Consider the following 22,156-nt stretch of genomic DNA (forward strand, 5'->3'; position numbering starts at 1 on the left):
GCAACGCCAAGCGCTATTTGACGCGTGGCTTGGCCCGCGCCGTGGCCTCGGCCGAAATCGGATCTTCCGGCCAGACATGCTTGGGGTAGCGCCCGCGCATGTCGGCGCGCACATCGGCCCAGGAGCCGCGCCAGAAGCCGGGCAGGTCGCGCGTGGTCTGGATCGGTCGGTGCGCCGGCGACAGCAGTTCCAGCGTCAGGGGGACTGTACCGCCGACGATGGAAGGGTGGCTGTCGAGGCCGAAAAGCTCCTGCACGCGTATGGCCAATACCGGCCATTCGCCATCGTAGCGGATCGGGATCCGGCTGCCGGAAGGGGCGTCGAAATGGGTCGGCGCGAGCGACGCGATGCGGCGCTGCAGCTCGTGCGGCGCCAACGACATCAGCCCCGCGTGGAGAATTCCGGCGTCGATGCGCTGGAACGACGCCTCGCCCCGGAGGAATGGCGCGAGCCAATCGTCGAGCGATGCGAGCAACGCCTCTTCGGAAACGTCCGGCCAGGGCGCGCCGAGACCACGATGCAGCCATTGCAGCCGATGGCGCAGCGTTTCGGTTTCCCTGCTCAACGGCAGCAGCGCCAGTCCGTGCGCGCGCAATGCATCGAGTATGGCGCGGTCGGCCTCCGCGCCGGTCGGCGGCGGCAGCATGCGCTCCGAAAACACGATCGCGCCGAGACGCTCGGTCTCGCGCACCCTGACCGCGCGTTTTTCAGGGTCGAAGCTCGAATCCACCTGCTTGACGATTCGTGCGCCGAGCGCCTCGCGTATCTCGACGACGGATATGGGGGCGGCGGCGGCGATACGGGCATTCTGCGCTTTGCCCTGGAGGTCGGCGACGACGAGGAACGCCTCGCCCGAAAGCGAGTTGGCGGCGTCGAGCATGGCGCCGCTGCCGTTGGCGAGCACGAACCGGCCGCGCGCGCCGCGCGCCTTGGCGACACGGTCGGGCCAGGCGTGGATGAGGAGGGCGCCGGCGGTGGTGGGATTGTCGGGAAGGCCGCGCCGCCCCTCACCCTTACCCTCTCCCCGTGAAGGACGGGGAGAGGGGGACGCCAGCGTCGAGGACTCCCTCTCCCCGTTTTTCACGGGGAGAGGGTAAGGGTGAGGGGCAATTCTCGATCTCTCGGCCTGCCTCGCAAGCCGCTCCGCCAACTGGCGGGCGGCTGTGGCGCGCGGTCCGTGCTCCGACCGGAACCGTATCAGCCGGCGTTCGAGGTCTACGCTGTCTCCGCCCAACCCACGCTCGGTAACAAGGACCGCAAGCTCGGCTGCCGGCAAGGCGTGGTCGTCCTTTGCCGCTTCGGCGACCATATGCGCGAGCCGCACCGGCAGCGCCAGTTTGCGCATCGCTTCACCTGCCGGCGTCAGCCGCCCGGCGGGGTCGATCGCGTCGAGATCGGCCAGCAGCGCCCGTGCCTCGGCGAGCGCCGGCGCCGGCGGCGGATCGAGAAACGCGAGGCTCGACGGATCGGCGACGCCAAAGGCGGCGCAATCCAGAACCAGCGACGACAGGTCGGCTTCCAGGATTTCCGGCGGCGTGAAGGCAGGCAGCGCGGCCGTCTGCTCGGCGCGCCAGAGGCGGATCGCGACGCCCGGCTGGGTACGCCCCGCGCGGCCGGCGCGCTGATCAGCCGAAGCGCGCGAAACACGCACCGTTTCGAGCCGGGTCAGGCCGGTCGCCGGCTCGTATTTCGGCAGGCGCGACAGGCCGCTGTCGATCACCACGCGCACACCGTCTATGGTGATCGAGGTTTCGGCGATCGAAGTCGCCAGCACCACCTTGCGGCGGCCCGGCCGCGCCGGCTTGATCGCGGCGTCTTGCGCCTTGCCGTCGAGCATGCCGTAGAGCGGCGCGATGTCGACATCCGTGCCAAGCCGGCCTTCGAGGCGTTCGGCGGTCCGTTCGATCTCGCGCTGGCCGGGCAGGAAGGCGAGCACGCTGCCGGGTTCAGCAACAAGTGCATCGCGGATGGCTCTTGCCATCGCATCCTCGACGGGCATGCCGGCCGGCCGCTCGTCGTAGCGGATTTCAACCGGAAAGCTGCGCCCCTGACTTTCGATGACCGGTGCGTCGCCGAGCAGTTTCGCGACACGCGCTCCATCGAGCGTCGCCGACATGACAAGAAGCCTCAAATCCGGCCGCAGCGCGCCCTGCACGTCGAGCGCCAGCGCCAGCCCGAAATCGCCGTCGAGCGAGCGTTCGTGGAACTCGTCGAACAGAATCGCCGAGATGCCGGGCAGTTCAGGATCGTCGAGGACAGTGCGAGCCAGCACGCCCTCGGTCACCACCAGTATCCGGGTTGCGGCCGAGACGCGACGCTCCATACGCATGGCGTACCCGACCGTGCCGCCTACCTCCTCGCCCAGCAATTCGGCCATGCGCCGGGCTGCGGCGCGCGCTGCCAGCCGGCGCGGCTCCAGAAGCAGTATCTTGCCGGCGCCGAGCCACGGCGCATCGAGAAGCGCCAGCGGCGCCAGCGTGGTCTTGCCGGCTCCGGGTGGCGCGACGAGCACAGCCTTGCCTTGGTTCTCCAACGCCTTGAGCAGCGCCGGCAGGGCGGCGGTGACGGGAAGATCGGGAAGCGTTCGCACGATTACTGCCCGACACGGATGACCGGCCCGCCCGCCGCTTCGGCGTCGGCCTCGTCATGGGTGACCAGCACGACGGGCAGGCGGCTGGTGCGCGCCTTGGCGAAGACGAGTTCGCGCATCTGGCTGCGCAGTTCCGCATCGAGCTTGGAGAACGGCTCGTCGAGAAGCAGCATGCGGGGCGCCGAAAGCAGCACCCGCGCCAGCGCCACGCGCGCCTTCTGGCCGCCGGACAGCGTATCGGGGTCGCGCGACGCCGCGCCGGCGAGGCCGACACCTTCGAGCGCCTCCTGCACCAGCGCCGATCGGGCCGCCCTGCCCTTGATCGAAGGCGGAATGGCGAAAAGGAGATTGCCGCCCACCGACATGTGCGGGAAGAGCAGCGGGTCCTGGAAGAGTATGCCGGCGTGGCGCTCCTCGGCGGGCAGCACGGTGAGTTCTTCGGCGCCGGAAAACACCTTGCCGGTGGCCGAAAACGCCCTGTCGAGAAAGCCGCCGATATAGGCGAGCAGCGTCGATTTGCCCGAACCGGATGGGCCCATCACGGTCAGCACTTCGCCGACCTCGACGCGATGCGAGACCGCGAGCAGCACGCGCCCATTCAGTGCGATGCTCACTCCGTCGAGGAAAAGTTGCTGGTCGGCCATCTGTCCCGCTGCGTTTCGCCTGAACCGGTTCTACACCCGCATGGCGCGGCGGTTGCGGAATACCAGCGCCGGGACGAGGGTGGCAACAGCAAAGCCCGCCGCCGGCAAGAGCATCTGCAGGAAGGCGTAGACGCCGATAACACGGCGATTGCCGCCGGACGCGAGCGCCACCGCCTCGGTGGTGATGGTTTCCAGCCGGCCGGCGCCGATCAGCACGGTCGGCAGATACTGGCCGACCGACACAGCGAATCCGACAGCGGCGGCGACCAGTATGGCCCGCGACAGCATCGGCAGGCGGACACGGAGCAGCGTCGCGCTTCGCGATTTACCGAGGCCGGCGGCGATCGCCTCGTAGCGTCGGTCATAGGCTCGCCAGGGGTCCGACAGTGACAGGAATACATAGGGCATGACGAATGTGAGATGCGCCAGCACCAGAGCCGGCAGGCTCGCGACACCTCCGGTGAACACGAACAGCAATTGCAGCCCGAACAGGAAAGCGGCCTGCGGAACAAGCAGCGGCAGATAGAGAAAGAGTAGCGCCCGTCGGCCGGCGATGCGGCCTGTCTCGTTCTCGCGCATCAGGCAGAGCAGCGTCAGCGCTATCGCCAGGGCGGTGGACAGGGCGGCGACTATTAGCGTGACCGACAGCGGAGCGGCGAGCCGCGGCGCTGTCTTCATCCAGGTCTTCGCCGTGAACGTCTCGGGCAAAGCGCCGGGAAACTGCCACAGCCCGGCGAACGACCAGATGGCGAGCGCGGCGAGGCCGGCAAGCACGGTGATCGCCACGGCGACCATGGCGGCGATCGCGGCGCGGCGCAGCCAGGCGTCGCGGCGGAAGCGCAGCCCCGACCTGCGCAGCCGGCGCAGCATTGCCGCGCCCAGACGTTCGAGCGCGATCCAGATGAGCAGTGCCGCCGCAGTCACGCAGAGTTGGAGCAGCGCGCCGGCGCTGGCGAAGAAGCGCATCGACAGTTCGGGATCGTTCATCCAGCCGACGAGCCGCACTGCCAGCGGCGCCGGCGTCGTCGGCCCGAGGATCGCGGCGACGTCGACGACGGACGTGGCGAAGGCGACGACCGCGAAAACGGCCAGCCGCATCTGCCGGTAGAGCGGCGGCCAGACGCCATGCAAGAAGCCGGCGATGCGGCCATAGCCAAGCGATGCGGCCAGCGCGCGGGTGCGCAGAAGGTCGACCTGCGGCAGCGCCGCAAGCGCGATCAGTAGCAGGAACGGTATCTCCTTGACGATCAGCCCGGCCATCATCGACAGGCCAATCGGATCATTGACGATCAGGAGGTCGGGCGGACGCTCCCAGCCAGTCAGCCATGGCGACGCGATGCGCGCGATCATGCCGGACGGCGCGATCAGGAAGGCTAGGCCGAAGGCGGCGGCGGCGTGCGGCACCGAAAGCAGCGGCGAAACCAGGTGCTGTATCCGCGAAAAGATGCGCGTTCCGGCCCAGCCGGCGACGAACAGCATGACCATGCCGAGCGACACGGCCGTTGTTACAAGCCCGGCGGCAAGGCTGATCAGCCCCGACATCACGATGCCGGGCTGGACGGCTAGCTTCTCGACATGCGCTAGCGTGAAGTCGGTTTCGCCGAGCGCAGGCAAGTAACCGAAGGCCGGCAGGATGGTGCCGGCGAGGCCGAAAAGGATCGGGCCTGCCAAGACGGCGATGGCGAGCGGCGGGCCTAGACGGGGAAGCATGAAACACATGAAGAGAGCGTAGGCGCTCTACGTTGCCCCCCTCTGTCCTGCCGGACATCTCCCCCACAAGGGGGGAGATCAGCTTTCACAGCGTGCTTTGCACTTCCTGCGACGCCGAATGTTGGCGGCCTTCTTCGGAGACAGCCAATCTCCCCCCTTGTGGGGGAGATGTCCGGCAGGACAGAGGGGGGCGCCTGGCTCATGGTCTGCCGGTTCGGGTTATCAATTCGCCGCGCCGTATCGGCGCTTCCATTCCGTCTCGATCCTGTCCATCCAGCTTGGATGCGGCTCGTCGAGCGCCAGGCCGAGTTCGTCCGGCTTTAGCGTGGCTACGCCGAGGTCGAGCGCCTCGAAGCGCGCCCGGTCGGTTGCGTCGAGCTTCGAGATGGCGAGCACGGTCGGGTCGCCCCAGACCTGCGGATCCTGCTTGCGCGCCTGCGCCTCCGGCGAGATCAGGAAATCGGCCGCCACCAGCGCGCCAGCCTTGGCGGCGGCATTGTAAGGGATCGCCACGAAATGCGTGTTGGCGAGCGTCCCGCCCGGAAACGTGAAGGAGCGCACGGTGGCCGGCAATTCGCCATTGGCGATCGCGCTTGAGGCTTCCGAGGGGTTAAAGGCGAAAATGATGTCGACCTCGTTGTCGGCGAGCAACTGCTTCATGGCAGGGTAATTTTGCGGAAACGCCTTGCCGCCGCGCCACAGCAGCGGGTTCAGTTCGTCCAGATATGAGAAGAGCGGCGCGACGGTTTTCTCAAACGACGCTTCGTTCACCGGTTTCAGGAGCACGGAGCGATCGGCGGCGAGTTCGGAGAGCACCTGCTTCAGGAAGGACGAGCCGGTGAAATCCGGCGGCTGCGGGTAGGTGAAGCGGCCCGGGTTCTGCTTCGCCCAGGCAAGCAGGTCCTGCGCTGATTTCGGCAGCGAGGCCGGGTCGGTGTGCGCCATGTCGTGGAAGAAGACCAGCTTGGCCATGCCCCACGGGCTCTCCAGCCCCTCGACGGGAATCGTGAAATCGGTGCGGATGGTCGGCTTATTCTCGACATCGACGAAGCGCCAATTGGGCAGCTTCTCGGCCCAGCCGGGCGAGAACAGCAATTGCTGGCGCTTCATCGACGAAAAATTCTCGCCATTGATCCAGATTAGGTCGACCGTGCCGCCTTCGCCGCGCCCGGCGGCCTTTTCAGCGACGACCTTGGCGACGGCATTGGCGGTATCGTCGAGCTTCACATGGACCAGCTTGACGCCGTAGCGCTTCTCCAACTCCTGGCCCGCCCATTCGAGATAGGCATTGATGTTTTCAGCGCCGCCCCAGGCGTTGAAATAGACGGTCTCGCCGCGGGCATCGGCCAAAACCTCCTGCCATTTTTCCGGATCGGGCTCTCCGGCGAGCGCCTGGAGCGTCATGGCGGCGAATGCAGCGGCGGCCACAAGCAGTTTCTTCATCGGATTCTCCCCGTCCCGTTCAATCGGGCGCGATAGAGCATCGTTGTGGGAAGCCGGTCAACGATCCGCCCTGAACGCCACGTCAATTCGGTGTGAGAAGCGCGTGAGACCCGTCATGCGACATCCGCCCATCGGCCTTCGCGAAACGAGCGCGCCATGGCGTCGACGGTGCGCTCGATGATGATGCCTTCCTCGAAGTCGATGGCTACAGTGACCTCACCGCGCATGCGCCCGATCAGTTGGCGGCACTCGATGATCTTCAACTCGTTGAAGCCCAGTCCATGGCCGGGCGCGGGGATGAAGCGGTCGTAGGGCGGATGGTGCGGAGCGGTCAGCACGGTGCGAAAGCCCTGTTCAGTCGCCTGGTCGGAATTCAGGTAGAGCTGAAACTCATTCATCCGCTCCTGGTCGTAGAGGATCGAGCCCTTCGAGCCGAAGATCTGGACGGCGATGCGGCCCTTGCGGCCCCATGCGGTGCGGCTGAGCGCAATCATGCCTGATGCGCCGTTGGCGAGGCGCAGGAGGATGGTGGCGATGTCGAAGACCTCGACTTCGCGATCGCCGACGTCGGTCTTGCGTGTCGGATAGGGTTTCGCCATGTCGCACATGACCCGCGACACGCGGCCGAACAGGGTCGAGATCAGCGACAGCGGATGCACGCCGAAATCGTCGATCGCGCCGTGGCCGTTGACGGCTTCGTGCCGCTGCTGGAACGGCGCGTCCGGATCAGCCAGGAAATCCTCGTCCATCTCTATGCGGACATTGTTGATCGCGCCGATTGCGCCCTCGTCGAGCAGCTTTCGGATGTGGCGTATGAGGGGATTCTGGATGTAATTGTAGCCGAGGATGGCAACCTTCCCCGAGGCTCGCGCCGCGTCCAGCATCGCCTCGGCCTCGGCGAGCTTCGGCGCCATCGGCTTTTCGCACCAGACGTGCTTGCCGGCCTCGAAGGCCGCGATCGCCATTTCGGCGTGAAACCGGTTCGGCGTGGTGATCGAGACGATATCGACCTCTGGGTCGGCGATCACATCGCGCCAGTCGCCGGAAGCCTTCGCAAAGCCGAATTCGGCCGCTTTTTTCGACGCGAGTTCCTGGCTGGCTTCGCCGAGATGAACGAGATGAATGTCGGGCACGTCGCCGAAAACGGGCCTCACCCCGGTCCAGGCCATGGCGTGGCACTTGCCCATATAGCCCGTGCCGATCAGTCCGACGCCGATCTTCTTCATGGAGGATCTCGCACCTACGACCAGATGTGAAAGACCGGGGCGTTGGAACGCCCGCCCCGGTCTGATAAGCGCAGGCTTATTTGTACTGTTCGGCGTTGCTCTTGTCGACGAGCACCGTGCCGGTGTCGATGACCGGCGGGATGGTCTTTCCGGCCTTCAGGTCGACCAGCGCCTGGATGCCGAAGCCGCCCATATTCTTCGGCGCTTGTGCGACGGTCGCGGTCATGTCGCCGGCCAGGATGGAAGCTGCCGCGTCCGGATTGGCGTCGAACCCGACGACCATGACGTCGGCGAGTTTGCCGGCCGACTTCAGCGCCTCGACCGCGCCGAGCGCCATATTGTCGTTGGAAGCGAAGACCGCCTTGATGTTCGGGTTGCCGGTGATGATGTTTTCCATCGCCGCCTGGCCCTTGGCGCGGTCCCATTCGCCGGTCTGCTCGGCGACCACTTTCAGGCCGCAGGCTTCGAGGCCGGCCTTGGAGCCGTTCGCGCGGGCTTGGCCGGTCGACTGGGTGATGATGCCCTGCAGGATCGCCACTTCGGAACCCTTTTCGAGCTTGCCGCAAATAAAGTCGGCGGCGAGCTTGGCGCCGGCCTCATTGTCGGTGCCGATGAAGGTGACGCCTTCATTGGATCCCTTGGTGTCGACGAAAACGACCGGAATGCCGGCGGCTTTCGCCGCATCGACGACCGGGGCGAGCGCGTTCGGGTCAGTCGGGGCGAGCGCGATGCCGTCCAGACCCTGTGCAATCATGTCCTCGATCTGTGCGATCTGCGCGGCCACGTCGGATTCGGTTGGTGGCGACATCACCATCACTTCGACGCCGAGTTCCTTGCCCTTTTCCATCGCGCCGGCTTCCACCGCCGCCCAGAACGGGTTGCCGGCTCCCGGACCCTTCATGTCGAGCAGGAACTTGTCGGCGAGCGCCGTGCTGGTCATCAGCGCGAGCGCCGCACCGGCCAGAATGAGTTTCTTCATAGTATCCTCCCAGATGTTCAAAACGTCTCCGATTGAGGATTGCACCCGGCGCGGAGACGGCGCCGGACGCAATTTTCGACTACCGTCTCACGGCCGCATGGCGGCGCAGAACGTCGATATAGACGGCGGCGATGATGACCAGTCCGATCAGGATCTGCTGCCAGAAAGGGCTGACATTGTTCAGGTTGAGACCGTTGCGCATCAGCCCCATGATCAGCACCCCAGCCATGACGCCCAGAACCGTGCCGCGACCGCCGAAGAAGGATGCGCCGCCGATGATAACCGCAGCGATTGCGTCGAGTTCGGCATTCTGGCCTGCAAGCGGAAAGCCCGAATCCGTGCGGCCGGCGAGCAGCAGTCCGCCGAGCCCGGCGAAGAAGCCGCTGATCGCATAGACATAGACCAGTACGCGGTCGACATTGATGCCGGACACGCGTGCGGCATGCGGGTTGCCGCCGATGGCGAAGATGTGCCGGCCCATCGACGTCCGGTTCAGGAAGAACCACATGCCGACCGCGCTGATGCCGACCACGAACAGGCTGGCCGGCAGGCCGGTCGGCGGCGGGAAGATACCGAAATCGTAATTCGCCTGGCCGAGATAGCGCACCTCCTGCCCGAGCCCGGACACCGGGGCGCCCCCGGTGATCAGGCTGGACAGGCCGCGCGCTATGTTGAGCGTGCCGAGCGTCATGATGAACGGATGCGGCAGCCTGAGCACTGTCAGCCCGAGCCCGTTGACCAGGCCGGCGGTTATGCCGACCAGCGGTCCGATCAGGATGACGATCGGCCAGGGGACGCCGGCCTTGGCCGCGACCGCCAGGCACATCATGCCGAGCGCCATCACCGAGCCGACCGAAAGGTCAATGCCGGCGGTCACGATGACGACGAACATGCCGAGCGCCAGCAGCGCCAGCGTGGCGTTCTGCTTGATGATGTTGGTGAGGTTGGCCAGCGACATAAACACGTCCGGCCGGCTGGCGTAGAGGAAAGCCATCATCGCCACGACGATGACGACGATGCCATAATGCTCGAGGAAGCTGGAAATTCTTGGGCTGTTGCCGAGCATCAGTGCTGCACCTTGTCGTGGGCGAAGGACTGGGTGTGGCCTTTGGTGCCCATGATCCAGCCGATGACCTCGTTGCGGTTGGTGTCCTTCAGCGGCGCGTCGGCGAAATTGGCGCCCTGGTAGAGCGCCATCACCCGGTCGCAGCAGTAGAAGATGTCGTCCATGCGGTGCGAGATGATGATCACCGCGACGCCGTGCTCCTTCAGCGACTTGATGAGGTCGAGCACCTTGCCGACTTCCTTGATCGCGAGCGCTGCGGTCGGCTCATCCATGATCACCACTTTGGCGTCAAAGGCGGTCGCCCGTGCGATCGCCACCGCCTGGCGCTGTCCGCCCGACAGTTCCTCGACATTCTGGTCGATGCTTTTGACGTGGATTTTCAGCTTGTCGAGGTGCTCGGCGGCCATGCGGCGCGCCAGGTCGCGGTCGATGATCGTCAGGCCGGCAAATTTCCTGCCCGGCTCGCGGCCGAGATATATGTTCTCGTAGATCGGCATGTTCCCGGCCAGGGCGAAATCCTGGTAGACCATTTCGATGCCCACCCGGCGCGCGTCGCGCGGCGAATGGAATTTCACCGGGGAGCCGGCGAAGTAGAGCTCGCCCTCGCTCGGTGTGTAGAGGCCGGAAAGAACCTTCATCAACGTGGATTTGCCGGCGCCATTGTCGCCAACCACACCCAGCGCCTCGCCCGGCGCGACGTGGAAGCTCACGCCGTTCAGCGCCGTGATGGCGCCGAAATACTTTTTGACGCCTCGCGCCTCGAGCAACGGCTCGGCTGCCGGCCCCGTCCGGTCGGTCATCGCTGCAACTCCTCCCACACCATTTCTCCGCAGCAGAATTGGAACAAACGGTGCATTTAACTTTTTAGTGTGGAATATTCATTCCATTTCTGATTGACTGCGTCAAGGGACAAAATGCCCGCCAAGGATGCCGGCCGATGAACGTCACGGATGCCTCTCCCAAGGACTACCAGGCACTTCGCGCGCTGATCGCGCAACGCGCCGAGGATCTTCCGCGACGGCTGATGCAAGTTGCCGGCTATGCGCTTGAAAATCCCGACGAGATCGCCTTCGGCACGGTCGCAAGCATCGCCGCCAAGGCCGACGTGCAGCCCTCGGCGCTAGTGCGCTTTTCCCGAGCGCTCGGCTATCAGGGCTTTACCGAGTTGCAGGACATCTTCCGCTCGCGCCTTCGGGAGCGAGTGCTGAACTATGACGAGCGGCTGGCCAAGATGCGCGAGCACGGCATCGCCTCAAGCAAGTCCGGGCTGGTTCTGGACGGGTTCCTGGAAGCTGCCGAGCAGTCGGTCGGGCGCTTCCGCGAAAAGGTCGACCACGACGCGATCGAGCGCGCCGTCGATCTGATGGCCAAAGCGGAAACCATCTACCTGATCGGGCTAAGGCGCTCGTTTCCCATCACCTCCTATATGAGCTACGCTCTCGGCAAGCTTGGCATCCGCAACATTTTGGTGGATGCGGTGGCGGGCATGGGCGCCGAGCAGGCGAGCTTCATCACCGAGCGCGACGCCGTCCTTTCGATCAGCTTCACCCCCTATGCCAGCGAGACGGTGACGCTCACAAACGCCGCCAAGGCGCGCGGCGCGGCCATAATCTCGGTGACCGATTCGGTTTTTTCGCCCATCGCACCGTCGGCGGATGTTCTGTTGGAAATCGTCGAGGCCAATTTCGAGGGTTTCCGCTCCATGGCCGTCACGATGGCGCTCGCCATGACGTTGACGGTGTCAGTTGCGGCACGAAGGGCGGAAGCCGGGTAGGAGAGCGATACTCAACCGCGCGGAGACAAAACTCACACCGCAGGCAACGCGGCGGGACTGTCGCCGGCGCCCAGCACCTGCTGGTCGAAATCGATGATCGAGCCCGTCATGAGCCCGCTTTCGCCGCTGGTCAGAAACGCCACGGCACGCGCGACCTCGTCGGGCTTGAGCAGCCTTCCGAACGGCTTTTGTGCCTCCGCCTCCTGCAACCAGCTATCATCTGCGCCGTGAAACACTTTCATGATGCGGTCTTCGCCGGGTGTATCCATATGGCCGATGGTCAGTCCGTTGACGCGGATCTGCCGGTTCATGACGCTGTAGGCGACGTTCCTCGTCAGTGTGATCAGTGCGCCCTTCGAGGCGGAGTAGGCGGTGATGAAGCTCTGCCCGCCATGGCCCGACATTGAGATGATGTTGACGATCGAGCCTTTTATCCGCTCGCGGTCCATCACCTTCAGCGCCTGCTGCATCAGGAAGAACGGCGCACGCACATTGATTGCGAACATGCGGTCGAAGAGTTCCGGCTGTGTATCCCAGATCGTACCGCGGTCGGTCAGTCCGGCCGAATTGACGAGGATGTCGACGCGGCCGAATTTGCGGTCGGCGGCGGCGATTATCCTGTCCGTGTCCTCCATGCTAGCGAGGTCGGCCGGGACGAAAACGGTCTTGGCGCCCTTGTCTTCCAGCGCCGCCTTGACGCGCGCGCCGTTCGTTTCGTTGCGGCCGGTCACGACTAGGCCGGCGACGCCGCGCTCGGCGAAAAGGTGCGCAATGGCTTCGCCCAACCCTTGCGTCGAGCCGGTGACGATGGCGATCTTTCCTTCCAGCGAAGACAGCGCGAGCGAGGCCGGATCGAACATAATGTCTGCTCCTATCGGACTGCCACCGCCTGGCCGGTTTTGAGCGATTCGGCCGCGGCTTCCGCAAGCTTCTGCGCCATCAGCCCGTCATGGCCGCTGGCGCGCGGCGCCTCGCCCTTTTCGATCGCCGTCAAGAAGGCGTTGATTTCGATACGGTAGGCGTCCTCGTAGCGCTCGATGAAGGAGAAGGGGATCAGGTCGCTGGTGAACCCAGCGGCGTCGGCTTTTTCCAACGTGGTAAGATGGATGTTGCCGGCCCGCAGCATGCCACCCGAACCGTGCACCTCGATGCGCTGGTCATGCCCGTAGGTGGCGCGGCGCGAATTGGTGATGATGCACATCTTGCCGGTGGCCGTCTGCATGTGCACGGCGGCAGTGTCGATGTCGCCGGCCTGGCCGATCGCCGGATCGACCAGCGATGCGCCGAGCGCGTGGACCACGACCGGATCCTCGCCGAGCAGGAAGCGCGCCATGTCGAAATCGTGGATCATCATGTCGCGGTAGAGCCCACCGGATCTCTCAATGTACGAGACCGGCGGCGGCGAGGGGTCGCGGCAGGTGATGGTGACCATTTCGACGTCGCCGATCTCGCCGGCGCGCAGGCGGCGCTCGAGCACCGAGAAATTGGGATCGTAGCGGCGGTGGAAGCCGATCATCAGCGGCACGCCGGCCTGTTCGACGACCTTGAGGCACTCTTCGATGCGCTCGACCGACAGTGAGACCGGCTTTTCGCACAGGATCATCTTGCCGGCGCGCGCAGCCTGTTCGATCAGATCGGCATGCGTGTCTGTCGGCGTGGCGATCAGTATGGCATCGACATCGCTTGCCGCTATGACGTCGTCCACGGAGGCGGTCTTCGCCCCGACCGAATCCGCAAGCGAGGACGCTGCATCGGCCATAGCGTCGGCGATGTAGGCGACCTGCGCCCGCCCCGATTCATGCAGTGCCTTTGCGTGCACCTTGCCTATCCGTCCTGCTCCCAGAACTCCGAAACGCAACATCTACCGTCTCCCTAGCCGCGATTCAAAAACGGAATAAACATTCTGAATTGACTAATCCGCAGAATGTCTGTTTCATGAAGAAATCTCTTATGCCGTATCGTGCGGCGCGTCCATAGCGAACACCGCCGGCGCGTCGAAAAATGGAAGGACCGGGTCATGTCCGAGGCGAACGCCAGACGGCTTGACGTTATCACCATGGGGCGGGCCTCGGTCGACCTTTATGGCCAGCAGATCGGTTCGCGGCTGGAGGATGTGACCTCCTTCGCCAAGTCGGTCGGCGGCTGTCCGGCCAACATCGCCATCGGCACGGCGCGTCTCGGCCTTCGGTCGGCGCTGCTCACCCGTGTCGGCGACGAGCAGATGGGCCGCTTCATCCGCGAGCAGATGCAGCGCGAGGGTGTGGTGGTCGATGGTCTCGTCACCGACCCGACTCGGTTGACGGCCCTGGCGATCCTCTCGGTCGAGAACGACAAGAGCTTTCCGCTGCTGTTCTACCGCGAGAACTGCGCCGACATGGCGCTGTCGGAAGACGATGTCGACGCGGAGTTCGTCGCCTCGGCCCGCGCGCTGGTGGTCACCGGCACGCATTTCTCGCGGCCGAACACTGACGCCGCGCAGCGCAAGGCCATGCGGCTGATGAAGAAAGCGGGCGGTAAGGTGGTGCTCGACATTGACTATCGCCCGAACCTCTGGGGGCTTGCCGGCCACGCGGCTGGCGACAACCGCTACATCGCCTCGGAGCGCGTCTCCAACCAGATGAAGACGGTGCTCGCCGATTGCGACCTTATCGTCGGCACCGAAGAGGAGGTGCTGATCGCCTCGGGCGAGAGCGAATTGCTGAGCGCCCTGAGAACCATCCGTGCGCTGTCACCAGCCACGATCGTGCTCAAACGTGGGCCGATGGGCTGCATCGTCTACGAAGGGCCGATCTCCGACGATCTGGAGGACGGAATTGTCGGTGAAGGCTTTCCGATCGAGGTCTACAATGTGCTCGGCGCCGGCGACGCGTTCATGTCCGGCTTCCTGCGCGGCTGGCTCGGCGGCGAGAGCCTGGCGACGGCGGCGACCTGGGCCAATGCCTGCGGCGCATTTGCGGTGTCGCGCCTCCTGTGCTCGCCCGAAATCCCGACTTTCGAGGAATTGCAGTTCTTCCTGAAGCACGGCAGCCCGCACCGCGCGCTGCGGAAGGACGAGGCGATCAACCACGTCCACTGGGCGACCAACCGGCGGCGCGACATCCCCTCGCTGATGGCGCTCGCTGTCGACCATCGCATCCAGCTTGAGGAGATCGCCAGGAAAGCCGGCGCTGACCCGTCGCGCATCGCCGCCTTCAAGGTGCTGGCGGTCAAGGCCGCAGCCCAGGTCGCCGCCGGGCGCGACGGTTACGGCATGCTGATCGACGAGAAGCATGGCCGCGAGGCGCTGTTCGAATTCGCGCGCTCATCGATGACCTGGCTCGGCCGTCCGGTCGAACTGCCAGGCTCTCGGCCGCTGCGCTTCGAATTTTCGCAGGACATCGGCTCGCAATTGTCCGAATGGCCGGTCGATCACTGCATCAAGTGCCTCTGCTTCTACCATCCCGACGATCCGGCGGAGCTCAAGGCCGAGCAGCAGCAGAAGCTGCGCGCGTTGTTCGACGCGGCGCGCAAGGTGGGGCGGGAACTGCTCATCGAGATCATCGCCGGCAAGCATGGCGCACTGGACGAAGACACCATCCCGAGGGCGCTCGAGGAACTTTACGCGCTCGGCATCAAACCCGACTGGTGGAAGCTCGAGCCGCAGGCGTCCAGCACCGCCTGGGGCGCCATCGGCGCTGTGATTGAAAACCACGATCCGTGGTGCCGCGGCGTCGTTCTGCTGGGACTGGAAGCGCCGCAGGACGAACTGGCCGCCGCCTTCGCCGCAACAGCCGACGCGCCGGTCGTCAAAGGTTTTGCTGTCGGGCGAACGATCTTTGTCGACGCCGCCGAGCAATGGTTCGCCGGCCGGATCTCGGATGAAGCGGCGGTCGCTGATATGGCCGAGCGGTTCGAAAAACTGACCGAAGCCTGGCTTGCAGCACGCGACAAGAAAGCAGCATAGTCGGTCAAAAATTGGCCGGGAGGAACCCATGAGCAAGACCATCCGCCTGACCATGGCGCAGGCGCTGACGAAGTTTCTGGCGCAGCAGATGACGGAGATCGACGGCGAAAAATTGCCGCTGTTCGGCGGCGTCTGGGCGATCTTCGGCCACGGCAATGTCGCCGGCATCGGCGAGGCGCTTTATCAGGTAAGGGATAACCTACCGACTTTCCGAGCCCATAACGAGCAGGCAATGGCGCATACAGCGATCGCCTATGCCAAGGCCAACTTCCGCCGCCGCATGATGGCCGCCACTACATCCATTGGCCCCGGCGCGACAAACCTGGTGACGGCGGCGGCGCTGGCCCATGTCAACCGCTTGCCGCTGTTGTTGTTGCCCGGCGATGTCTTCGCCAATCGCATACCCGATCCGGTGCTGCAGCAGGTGGAGGATTTCGGCGACGGCACGGTCTCGGCAAATGATTGCCTCCGCCCGGTGTCGCGTTACTTTGACCGCATCACGCGGCCCGAGCAGATCGTCCCGGCGCTCAACCGGGCGATGCAGGTGCTGACCGATCCGGCCGAGTGCGGGCCGGTGACGTTGGCGCTCTGCCAGGATGTGCAGGCGGAGGCTTACGATTATCCGGAGAGCTTTTTCGACGAGCGAGTCTGGATGCCGCGCCGGCCGCAGCCGGACGCCGGCGAACTCGACGCGGCGGTCGCCGCGCTGAAAGGCTCCACCAAGCCGGTGATCATCGCCGGCGGTGGGGTGCTCTATTCGGAGGCTACGGCAACGCTGAAAAGCTTTGCGGAGCAACACGGCATTCCGGTCATGGAGACCAATGCCGGCAAGTCCAGCCTGCCGCACGACCATCCGCTCAACATGGGCTCTGTGGGGGTGACCGGGTCCTCGGCTTCGAACCTGCTTGCCGAGCAGGCCGATGTGGTGCTCGCTGTCGGTTCGCGGCTGCAGGATTTTACCACAGGCTCCTGGGCGCTGTTCAAGGCCGATGGTGTGAAGATCGTGGGGCTGAACGCTCAAGCTTTCGACGCCGGCAAGCATCGCGCGCTGTCGCTGGTGGCTGACGCGAAAGCCGGGCTCGAGGCGCTGGAAGCCCGGCTCAATGACTGGAAATCGCCTGACGCCTGGGTCTCGACGGCAAAGGCCGCCAAGACCGACTGGCTGAAGGCAGCGAAGGCCGCCACTGACCCGACCAACTCGCTGCCGTCGGATGCACATGTCATCGGCGCGGTGCACCGTGCGCGCGGCTCGAAGGCGACGCTTGTCTGCGCGTCGGGCGGGCTGCCCGGCGAGTTGCACAAATTGTGGCCGGCCGGCGCGCCGGGCAGCTACCATATGGAATACGGCTACTCGACCATGGGCTACGAGATCGCCGGCGGCCTGGGCGTCAAGCTCGCCAAGCCCGATGACGACGTCATCGTCATGCTCGGCGATGGCAGCTACATGATGATGAATTCCGAGATCGCCACCTCGGTGATGCTGGGCCTGAAGCTGACCGTAGTGGTGCTCGACAACCGGGGCTTCGGCTGCATCAACCGGCTGCAGATGGCGACAGGCGGAGCGAACTTCAACAACCTGCTGAAGGATGCCAGGCACGAGGTGCTGCCCGAAATCGACTTTGCCGCGCACGCCGCCTCGATGGGAGCGACGGCCAGGAAAGTCGCTTCGATCGCTGAGTTGGAGCGCGCGCTGAAGGATGCCGAGGCGGATACGAAAACCTCGGTGATTGTCATCGACACAGACCCGCTGATCTCGACGGATGCCGGCGGTCACTGGTGGGATGTGGCGGTTCCGGAGGTGTCGGTGCGGCCGAGCGTCAACGCGGCGCGCGCGGACTATGAGCAGAAGCGCAAGATGCAGCGTGTGGTGAACTGAGGTTGCCGCTCACCCTTACCCTCTCCCCCGTGATCCTTCGACAAGCTCAGGACGGGGAGATGATGCCGCCGTTCGACAGGATCAGGAGGCAGACGAGGGGGCAGCGCTGCCAATGGAAAAGAAATCGGAGAATAGATTTGAAAGCCAAACTCGGCATGTCCCCCATCGCGTGGTGGAACGATGATCTGGCCGAACTCAGCGATGATGTGTCGCTGGAGGAATGCCTGCGGCAGTCGCGGTCGGCTGGCTTCACCGGCATGGAAATGGGTCGCCGCTTTCCCAACGATCCGGAGGTCATGCTGCCGATTCTTAGAGAGGCGGACGTGACGCTTTGCGGCGGCTGGTTTTCCGGCACGCTGGTCGACGAGGACATTGCGGCCAACAAGGACCGCATTCGGCCAATGATCAACCTCTTCAAGGCCGTCGACGCGCCCTGCATCGTCTATGGCGAGGTCGGCCGGTCCATCCAGGGCGACCGCTCGAAGCCTCTCGCCACCAAGCCGAAGCTCGCCGACGACGAGATGAAGGCCTACGCAAAAAAGGTCACCGAGTTCGGTGAATGGTGCGCCGGCCAGGGCATGCCGCTCTCCTACCATCATCACATGGCGGCGGTGGTCGAAACCGAGCCAGAACTCGACGCGTTCATGAAACATTCGGGCGCCGGCATTCCCTTGCTTCTGGATGCAGGTCACCTGGCTTTTGCCGGGGGCGACGTGCTGCGGGCCATCGACAATCACCACAAGCGCATCAACCATGTGCATGTGAAGGATGTGCGCATGGAGGTAATCGAAAAGCTCGACCGCACGAAACAGTCCTTCCTCGACGCCGTGGCGCTCGGCGCCTTCACCGTGCCGGGTGATGGCTCGCTTGATTTCGGCTCGATCGTGAAAAAATTTGCGGACTATGGCTATGAAGGGTGGTTCGTGGTCGAGGCCGAGCAAGACCCGAGGAAGAATCCGCCGCTCAGGATGGCGCAAGTCGGCTACAAGGAGTTGATGCGGGTCATGACGGCGGCTGGCTATACAGTTGAGACACAAGGCTTTCCGAATGCGTAATTCCTGCAATCCCGACGCCGGTGTTATCTGATGGCGGGCGAAGATCATCCGTTCCTGCGGCCACTTTGGCGGCGAGTCGCGCTCGTCGCCTTCTGCGTGGCCTGGGCCATATTCGAAATATTCTACGGCCAGTCTTTCTGGGCGATGATCGCCATCGGCATGGCCGGGTATGGCGCGTGGATTTTCCTGATCGCCTATAAGCCCGGCCCCGAGAAGGAAAAGGAATAAGCCATGCCGAAACTGCTGGTGAAGCCGGAAAAAGGAACCGGCCGTGTTTCCCACGTCACGCCGCAAAGCGCAGGCTGGACCTATGTGGGTTTCGACCTCCACCGCATGAAGCCGGGCGAGACGGTGTCGGCCGCCACTGGGGATCGCGAAGTGTGCCTGGTGTTCGTCACTGGCAAGGGAACCGCCAAGGCCGCCGGCAAGGATTTCGGCCTGCTCGGCGAGCGGATGTCGCCCTTCGAGGGCAAGCCGTGGTCGCTCTATGTGCCGCAGGGTTCCGACTGGGCGGTTACCGCCGAGACCGATCTCGAACTGGCGGTCTGCTCGGCGCCCGGCCTTGCTGGGGGCCTAGGCGCCCGCGTCATCGCGCCGGAGCAACTCGGGCGGGAGGTGCGCGGCAAGGGCACGAACACGCGCTACGTCACCAATATATTGCCTGAGAACGAGCCGGCGGATTCGCTGCTGGTCGTGGAGGTGATAACGCCCGGCGGCCATACGTCGAGCTATCCGCCGCATAAGCACGATCGGGATGATCTGCCGAGGGAATCCTATCTCGAAGAGACCTATTATCACCGGCTGAATCCACCGCAGGGCTTTGCGTTCCAGCGGGTCTACACCGACGATCGCTCGCTGGACGAAACAATGGCGGTAGAGGATGGCGACGTCGTGCTGGTGCCAAAGGGCTATCATCCCTGTGCCGCCTGCCATGGCTACGATCTCTATTATCTCAACGTCATGGCCGGGCCGAAGCGGACCTGGAAATTCTACAATGCGCCCGAGCACGAGTGGCTGCTGAAGGCCTAAGAACCGGCAGGCCTCACCGTCACCAGCTAATGACTTTGCAGGGGGCATCTGCTATCAGCCGAAATCTGCTCTGCTTCGTCAATCCGTCATACAAATCGCCTATGGCATCGAGGCTGGCGAAGGAATTTCGATGCGTTACGCGATCTATTTCACCCCCCAACAGGACGATCCGCTGACCCGGCTCGCCGCAAGCTGGCTCGGCCGCGATCCGTTCACCGGCGCTGCGACCGAACCGCCGGCGAGCACCGTTCTGTCGCCCGCCGAGATCGCCTTCCACACCGCCTCGGCCCGCCGCTATGGCTTCCACGCAACGTTGAAGGCGCCGTTCGGCCTCGCCGCGGGCGAAACCGAAGCCGGCCTCGAACGCGCTATATCGGCCTTTACCCAGCGAACCGAGCCTGTTGTCATCCCGCGCCTCGTAATCAAGCAGATGGACGGCTTTTTCGCCCTGGTTCCCGGCGACGAAAACCCCAACCTGCAGCGTTTTGCCGACGACGTCGTCACCGGCTTCGACCGCTTCCGTGCGCCACTGAGCGAGGCGGACATGGAGCGGCGCAATCCCGATGCGCTGAGCCCTGTCGAGTTCCGCAATCTCTGCCAGTGGGGATATCCCTACGTGTTCGACGCGTTCCGCTTCCACATGACGCTGACCGGCCGCGTCGGCGCGGCAGAGAGCGCACGCATCCGCGCCGCGATCGAAGAGGTGTTCGGAGCCACTCTCGCGAGACCGGTCGCGATCGAAGGCCTTGCCCTTTTTGTGGAACGTGAAGCAGGCGCGCCGTTCACTGTGCTATCCTACCATGCGCTCGGCGACCGGCGCGACAGAAAGACTGCTTGAAATGAGTTCCGAAACCATCCTGACCAATGCGCGCATCGTCCTTGCCGACGAGGTAATCGACGGCTCGCTCCTTATGCGCAACGGCAAGATTGCCGATATCGCCCCGGGCGCGACCCGGACCGGTGAGGATATGGAGGGCGATTTCGTCATTCCCGGCCTTGTCGAACTCCATACCGACCATCTGGAAGGCCATTACGCGCCGCGCCCGAAGGTGCGCTGGAACCCGATAGCTTCCGTGCTGGCGCACGATGCGCAGGTGGCAACCGCCGGCATAACCACCGTGTTCGACGCGCTGCGCGTCGGCATGGATCAAGATGGCGACCTCGGGATCGAGGATATGCGCAAGCTGGCCGATGCCATCGAAGACAGTTCCCGGCAGGGCAGGCTGCGCGCCGATCATTTCATTCACCTGCGCTGCGAAGTGTCGGCGCCGGATTGCCTGGAGGGCTTTGCCCATTTCGACGACGACAGCCGCGTCAGGCTGGCGTCGCTGATGGACCATGCGCCCGGACAACGCCAGTTCGCCCGTCTCGAAGCCTACGCAATCTACTACATGGGCAAGCTGAAGATGAACGAAGAGCAGTTTCGCGAATTCTGCGAAAGGCGGATGGCGGAATCGGCGCTGAATTCACCCGCTAACCGCAGCGCCATTGCTGCCGCCTGCCAGGCGCGCGGCATCGTTCTCGCCAGCCACGACGACGCGACGGTCGCCCATGTAGACGAGGCGGTGACGCAGGGCATCAAAGTCGCCGAGTTCCCGACCACGGCCGAGGCAGCCAAGGCGTCCAAGGATGCCGGGCTCGGTGTCCTTATGGGCGCGCCCAACGTCATGCGCGGCGGCTCGCATTCGGGCAATGTGTCGGCCCGGTCGCTCGCCGAGAACGGCCTGCTCGACATATTGTCGTCGGACTACATCCCGTTCAGCCTGATCCAGTCGGCTTTCTTCCTCGGTGAGGTCGTCGAGGGCATCTCGCTGCCGCAGGCGGTCGCCATGGTTTCGAAAACCCCGGCGGAGGCTGTCGGCCTCTCCGATCGCGGCGCCATCGAAACAGGCCGCCGCGCCGATCTGGTGCGGGTCCGCGTCGACGAGCATGTGCCTGTCGTCCGCACGGTCTGGCGCGAAGGACGCCGCGTCGCATGATGGCGTCCGCGCTCATCGAGCGCGAGCAGGCGCGCGCCGAATTCCCGATCCGCAACGGGGTCTTCATCGCCGTGGTCGGCCCGAGCGGCGCCGGCAAGGACACCGTGATCGGCTATGCAGCCGAGCGGTTATCGGCGGACGAGGGCGTCGATTTCGTGCGGCGCGTCATCACTCGCCCCTGCGACGGATCGAGCGAGATCCACGACACGCTGGCCGATGCCGCGTTCGACGAGGCCGAGGAGTCTGGCGCGTTCGCGTTGACCTGGGAGGCGCACGGGCTGAAATATGGCATCCCGGCCAGCGTCGACGAAGCCATCGCCAATGGTCGCGTGGCGATCGCCAACGGCTCGCGCAGCGCCATCCCGGTCCTGCGGGAACGCTACGCAAACGTTGCTGTGGTCGAAATCACCGCTCGCCCGGAAATTCTTGCCGAACGGCTTGCCTCGCGAGGGCGCGAATCGCGTGGCGAGGTTCTGGCAAGGCTGGCGCGTGCGGCCGCGGTCGAGCTTTCCGGGCCCGGCGTGGTTTCGATCGACAACAGCGGCCCGCGTGAGATCGCCGGCGAGTGCTTTGTGGCTATCGTCCGCAAAGCCATCGCGCATTCGGACGTGTCCGGAACCGTCTGACGCTCACCGTTCAGGTGGTAATTCGAGCCTCGAAGGACGCGTCTCACCCGATCCGGGACAGGTGGTTGTCCCAAACGTATTCCTTGGTCGCAATCGAGCCGCCCTTGGGACTGAGGATCTCGCCCGCGCCGGTGGTGGCGAGAAATCCATTCCGGTTGGGCGCGATGCCGCAAACCTCCGTGAGCCGGCTCGTCGAAACGACGCGCCCGCCGTCCG

At 64.7% G+C, this 22,156-nt stretch carries 20 protein-coding genes; 9 read left to right on the plus strand and 11 right to left on the minus strand.

The window, feature by feature from the left end:
- Positions 1-13: 13 nt before the first annotated feature.
- From hrpB to MAXJ12_RS02785, 8 genes are all read right to left on the minus strand, one after another.
- Positions 14-2,590, minus strand: coding sequence for an ATP-dependent helicase HrpB (gene hrpB, locus MAXJ12_RS02750; RefSeq protein ID WP_008834230.1), 2,577 nt, complete (start codon positions 2,588-2,590; stop codon positions 14-16).
- 2 nt (positions 2,591-2,592) lie between these two features.
- Positions 2,593-3,234, minus strand: coding sequence for an ATP-binding cassette domain-containing protein (locus MAXJ12_RS02755; protein ID WP_008834231.1), 642 nt, complete (start codon positions 3,232-3,234; stop codon positions 2,593-2,595).
- Between the two features lie 30 nt (positions 3,235-3,264).
- The gene (locus MAXJ12_RS02760; protein ID WP_008834232.1) at positions 3,265-4,953 is read right to left on the minus strand and encodes an ABC transporter permease; all 1,689 of its coding nucleotides are present in this window, start codon (positions 4,951-4,953) and stop codon (positions 3,265-3,267) included.
- 213 nt (positions 4,954-5,166) lie between these two features.
- Positions 5,167-6,387, minus strand: a complete 1,221-nt coding sequence (locus MAXJ12_RS02765; RefSeq protein ID WP_008834233.1) for an ABC transporter substrate-binding protein — start codon at positions 6,385-6,387, stop codon at positions 5,167-5,169.
- A gap of 113 nt (positions 6,388-6,500) precedes the next feature.
- Positions 6,501-7,613, minus strand: a complete 1,113-nt coding sequence (locus tag MAXJ12_RS02770; RefSeq protein ID WP_008834234.1) for a Gfo/Idh/MocA family protein — start codon at positions 7,611-7,613, stop codon at positions 6,501-6,503.
- A 76-nt stretch (positions 7,614-7,689) separates the two neighbouring features.
- Positions 7,690-8,592: a sugar ABC transporter substrate-binding protein gene (locus MAXJ12_RS02775; RefSeq protein WP_008834235.1), complete on the minus strand. Its 903-nt coding sequence runs from the start codon at positions 8,590-8,592 to the stop codon at positions 7,690-7,692.
- A gap of 79 nt (positions 8,593-8,671) precedes the next feature.
- A complete protein-coding gene (locus MAXJ12_RS02780; RefSeq protein ID WP_008834236.1) occupies positions 8,672-9,658 on the minus strand; it encodes an ABC transporter permease in 987 nt (328 codons plus the stop codon).
- Positions 9,658-10,458: an ATP-binding cassette domain-containing protein gene (locus MAXJ12_RS02785; RefSeq protein WP_008834237.1), complete on the minus strand. Its 801-nt coding sequence runs from the start codon at positions 10,456-10,458 to the stop codon at positions 9,658-9,660. Before MAXJ12_RS02785 ends, MAXJ12_RS02780 begins: the two co-directional genes overlap by 1 nt.
- A 137-nt stretch (positions 10,459-10,595) precedes the next feature.
- On the opposite strand from MAXJ12_RS02785, the gene MAXJ12_RS02790 reads away from it, so the two are divergent.
- Complete coding sequence (locus tag MAXJ12_RS02790; RefSeq protein WP_008834238.1) at positions 10,596-11,432, plus strand: MurR/RpiR family transcriptional regulator; 837 nt, start codon at positions 10,596-10,598, stop codon at positions 11,430-11,432.
- A gap of 32 nt (positions 11,433-11,464) precedes the next feature.
- Here the strand turns inward: MAXJ12_RS02790 and MAXJ12_RS02795 are convergent, their stop codons facing one another.
- A complete protein-coding gene (locus tag MAXJ12_RS02795; protein ID WP_008834239.1) occupies positions 11,465-12,292 on the minus strand; it encodes an SDR family oxidoreductase in 828 nt (275 codons plus the stop codon).
- A gap of 11 nt (positions 12,293-12,303) precedes the next feature.
- A complete protein-coding gene (gene iolG, locus MAXJ12_RS02800) occupies positions 12,304-13,293 on the minus strand; it encodes an inositol 2-dehydrogenase (RefSeq protein ID WP_008834240.1) in 990 nt (329 codons plus the stop codon).
- A 156-nt stretch (positions 13,294-13,449) separates the two neighbouring features.
- Between iolG and MAXJ12_RS02805 the strand changes: the two genes are divergently transcribed.
- The 8 genes from MAXJ12_RS02805 to phnN all read left to right on the plus strand — a co-directional run bounded on the left by MAXJ12_RS02805 (position 13,450) and on the right by phnN (position 21,940).
- Positions 13,450-15,375: a bifunctional 5-dehydro-2-deoxygluconokinase/5-dehydro-2-deoxyphosphogluconate aldolase gene (locus tag MAXJ12_RS02805; protein WP_040584691.1), complete on the plus strand. Its 1,926-nt coding sequence runs from the start codon at positions 13,450-13,452 to the stop codon at positions 15,373-15,375.
- Positions 15,376-15,403: 28 nt separating this feature from the next.
- Complete coding sequence (gene iolD, locus MAXJ12_RS02810; RefSeq protein WP_008834242.1) at positions 15,404-17,251, plus strand: 3D-(3,5/4)-trihydroxycyclohexane-1,2-dione acylhydrolase (decyclizing); 1,848 nt, start codon at positions 15,404-15,406, stop codon at positions 17,249-17,251.
- Positions 17,252-17,388: 137 nt separating this feature from the next.
- On the plus strand, positions 17,389-18,306 hold the full coding sequence (gene iolE / locus MAXJ12_RS02815; RefSeq protein ID WP_008834243.1) for a myo-inosose-2 dehydratase: 918 nt from the start codon (positions 17,389-17,391) through the stop codon (positions 18,304-18,306).
- A gap of 30 nt (positions 18,307-18,336) precedes the next feature.
- Positions 18,337-18,534: a hypothetical protein gene (locus MAXJ12_RS02820; protein ID WP_008834244.1), complete on the plus strand. Its 198-nt coding sequence runs from the start codon at positions 18,337-18,339 to the stop codon at positions 18,532-18,534.
- 3 nt (positions 18,535-18,537) lie between these two features.
- Positions 18,538-19,335 carry a 5-deoxy-glucuronate isomerase gene (gene iolB, locus MAXJ12_RS02825; protein WP_008834245.1) on the plus strand — a complete coding sequence of 266 codons (798 nt, stop codon included), beginning with the start codon at positions 18,538-18,540 and terminating at the stop codon, positions 19,333-19,335.
- 130 nt (positions 19,336-19,465) lie between these two features.
- Entirely contained in the window at positions 19,466-20,173 is a 708-nt protein-coding gene (locus MAXJ12_RS02830) for a DUF1045 domain-containing protein (protein WP_008834246.1), read from the plus strand.
- A gap of 1 nt (position 20,174) precedes the next feature.
- Complete coding sequence (locus MAXJ12_RS02835) at positions 20,175-21,314, plus strand: alpha-D-ribose 1-methylphosphonate 5-triphosphate diphosphatase (RefSeq protein ID WP_008834247.1); 1,140 nt, start codon at positions 20,175-20,177, stop codon at positions 21,312-21,314.
- Positions 21,311-21,940 carry a phosphonate metabolism protein/1,5-bisphosphokinase (PRPP-forming) PhnN gene (gene phnN / locus MAXJ12_RS02840; RefSeq protein WP_008834248.1) on the plus strand — a complete coding sequence of 210 codons (630 nt, stop codon included), beginning with the start codon at positions 21,311-21,313 and terminating at the stop codon, positions 21,938-21,940. The genes MAXJ12_RS02835 and phnN overlap by 4 nt, the downstream gene beginning before the upstream one ends.
- Positions 21,941-21,983: 43 nt before the next feature.
- On the opposite strand, the gene MAXJ12_RS36500 is transcribed toward phnN, so the two are convergent.
- The coding region (locus tag MAXJ12_RS36500) for a DUF1513 domain-containing protein (protein WP_008834249.1) at positions 21,984-22,156 on the minus strand (173 nt) is incomplete at its 5' end.

The organism is Mesorhizobium alhagi CCNWXJ12-2 (genome assembly GCF_000236565.1).
Lineage (GTDB): Bacteria > Pseudomonadota > Alphaproteobacteria > Rhizobiales > Rhizobiaceae > Allomesorhizobium > Allomesorhizobium alhagi.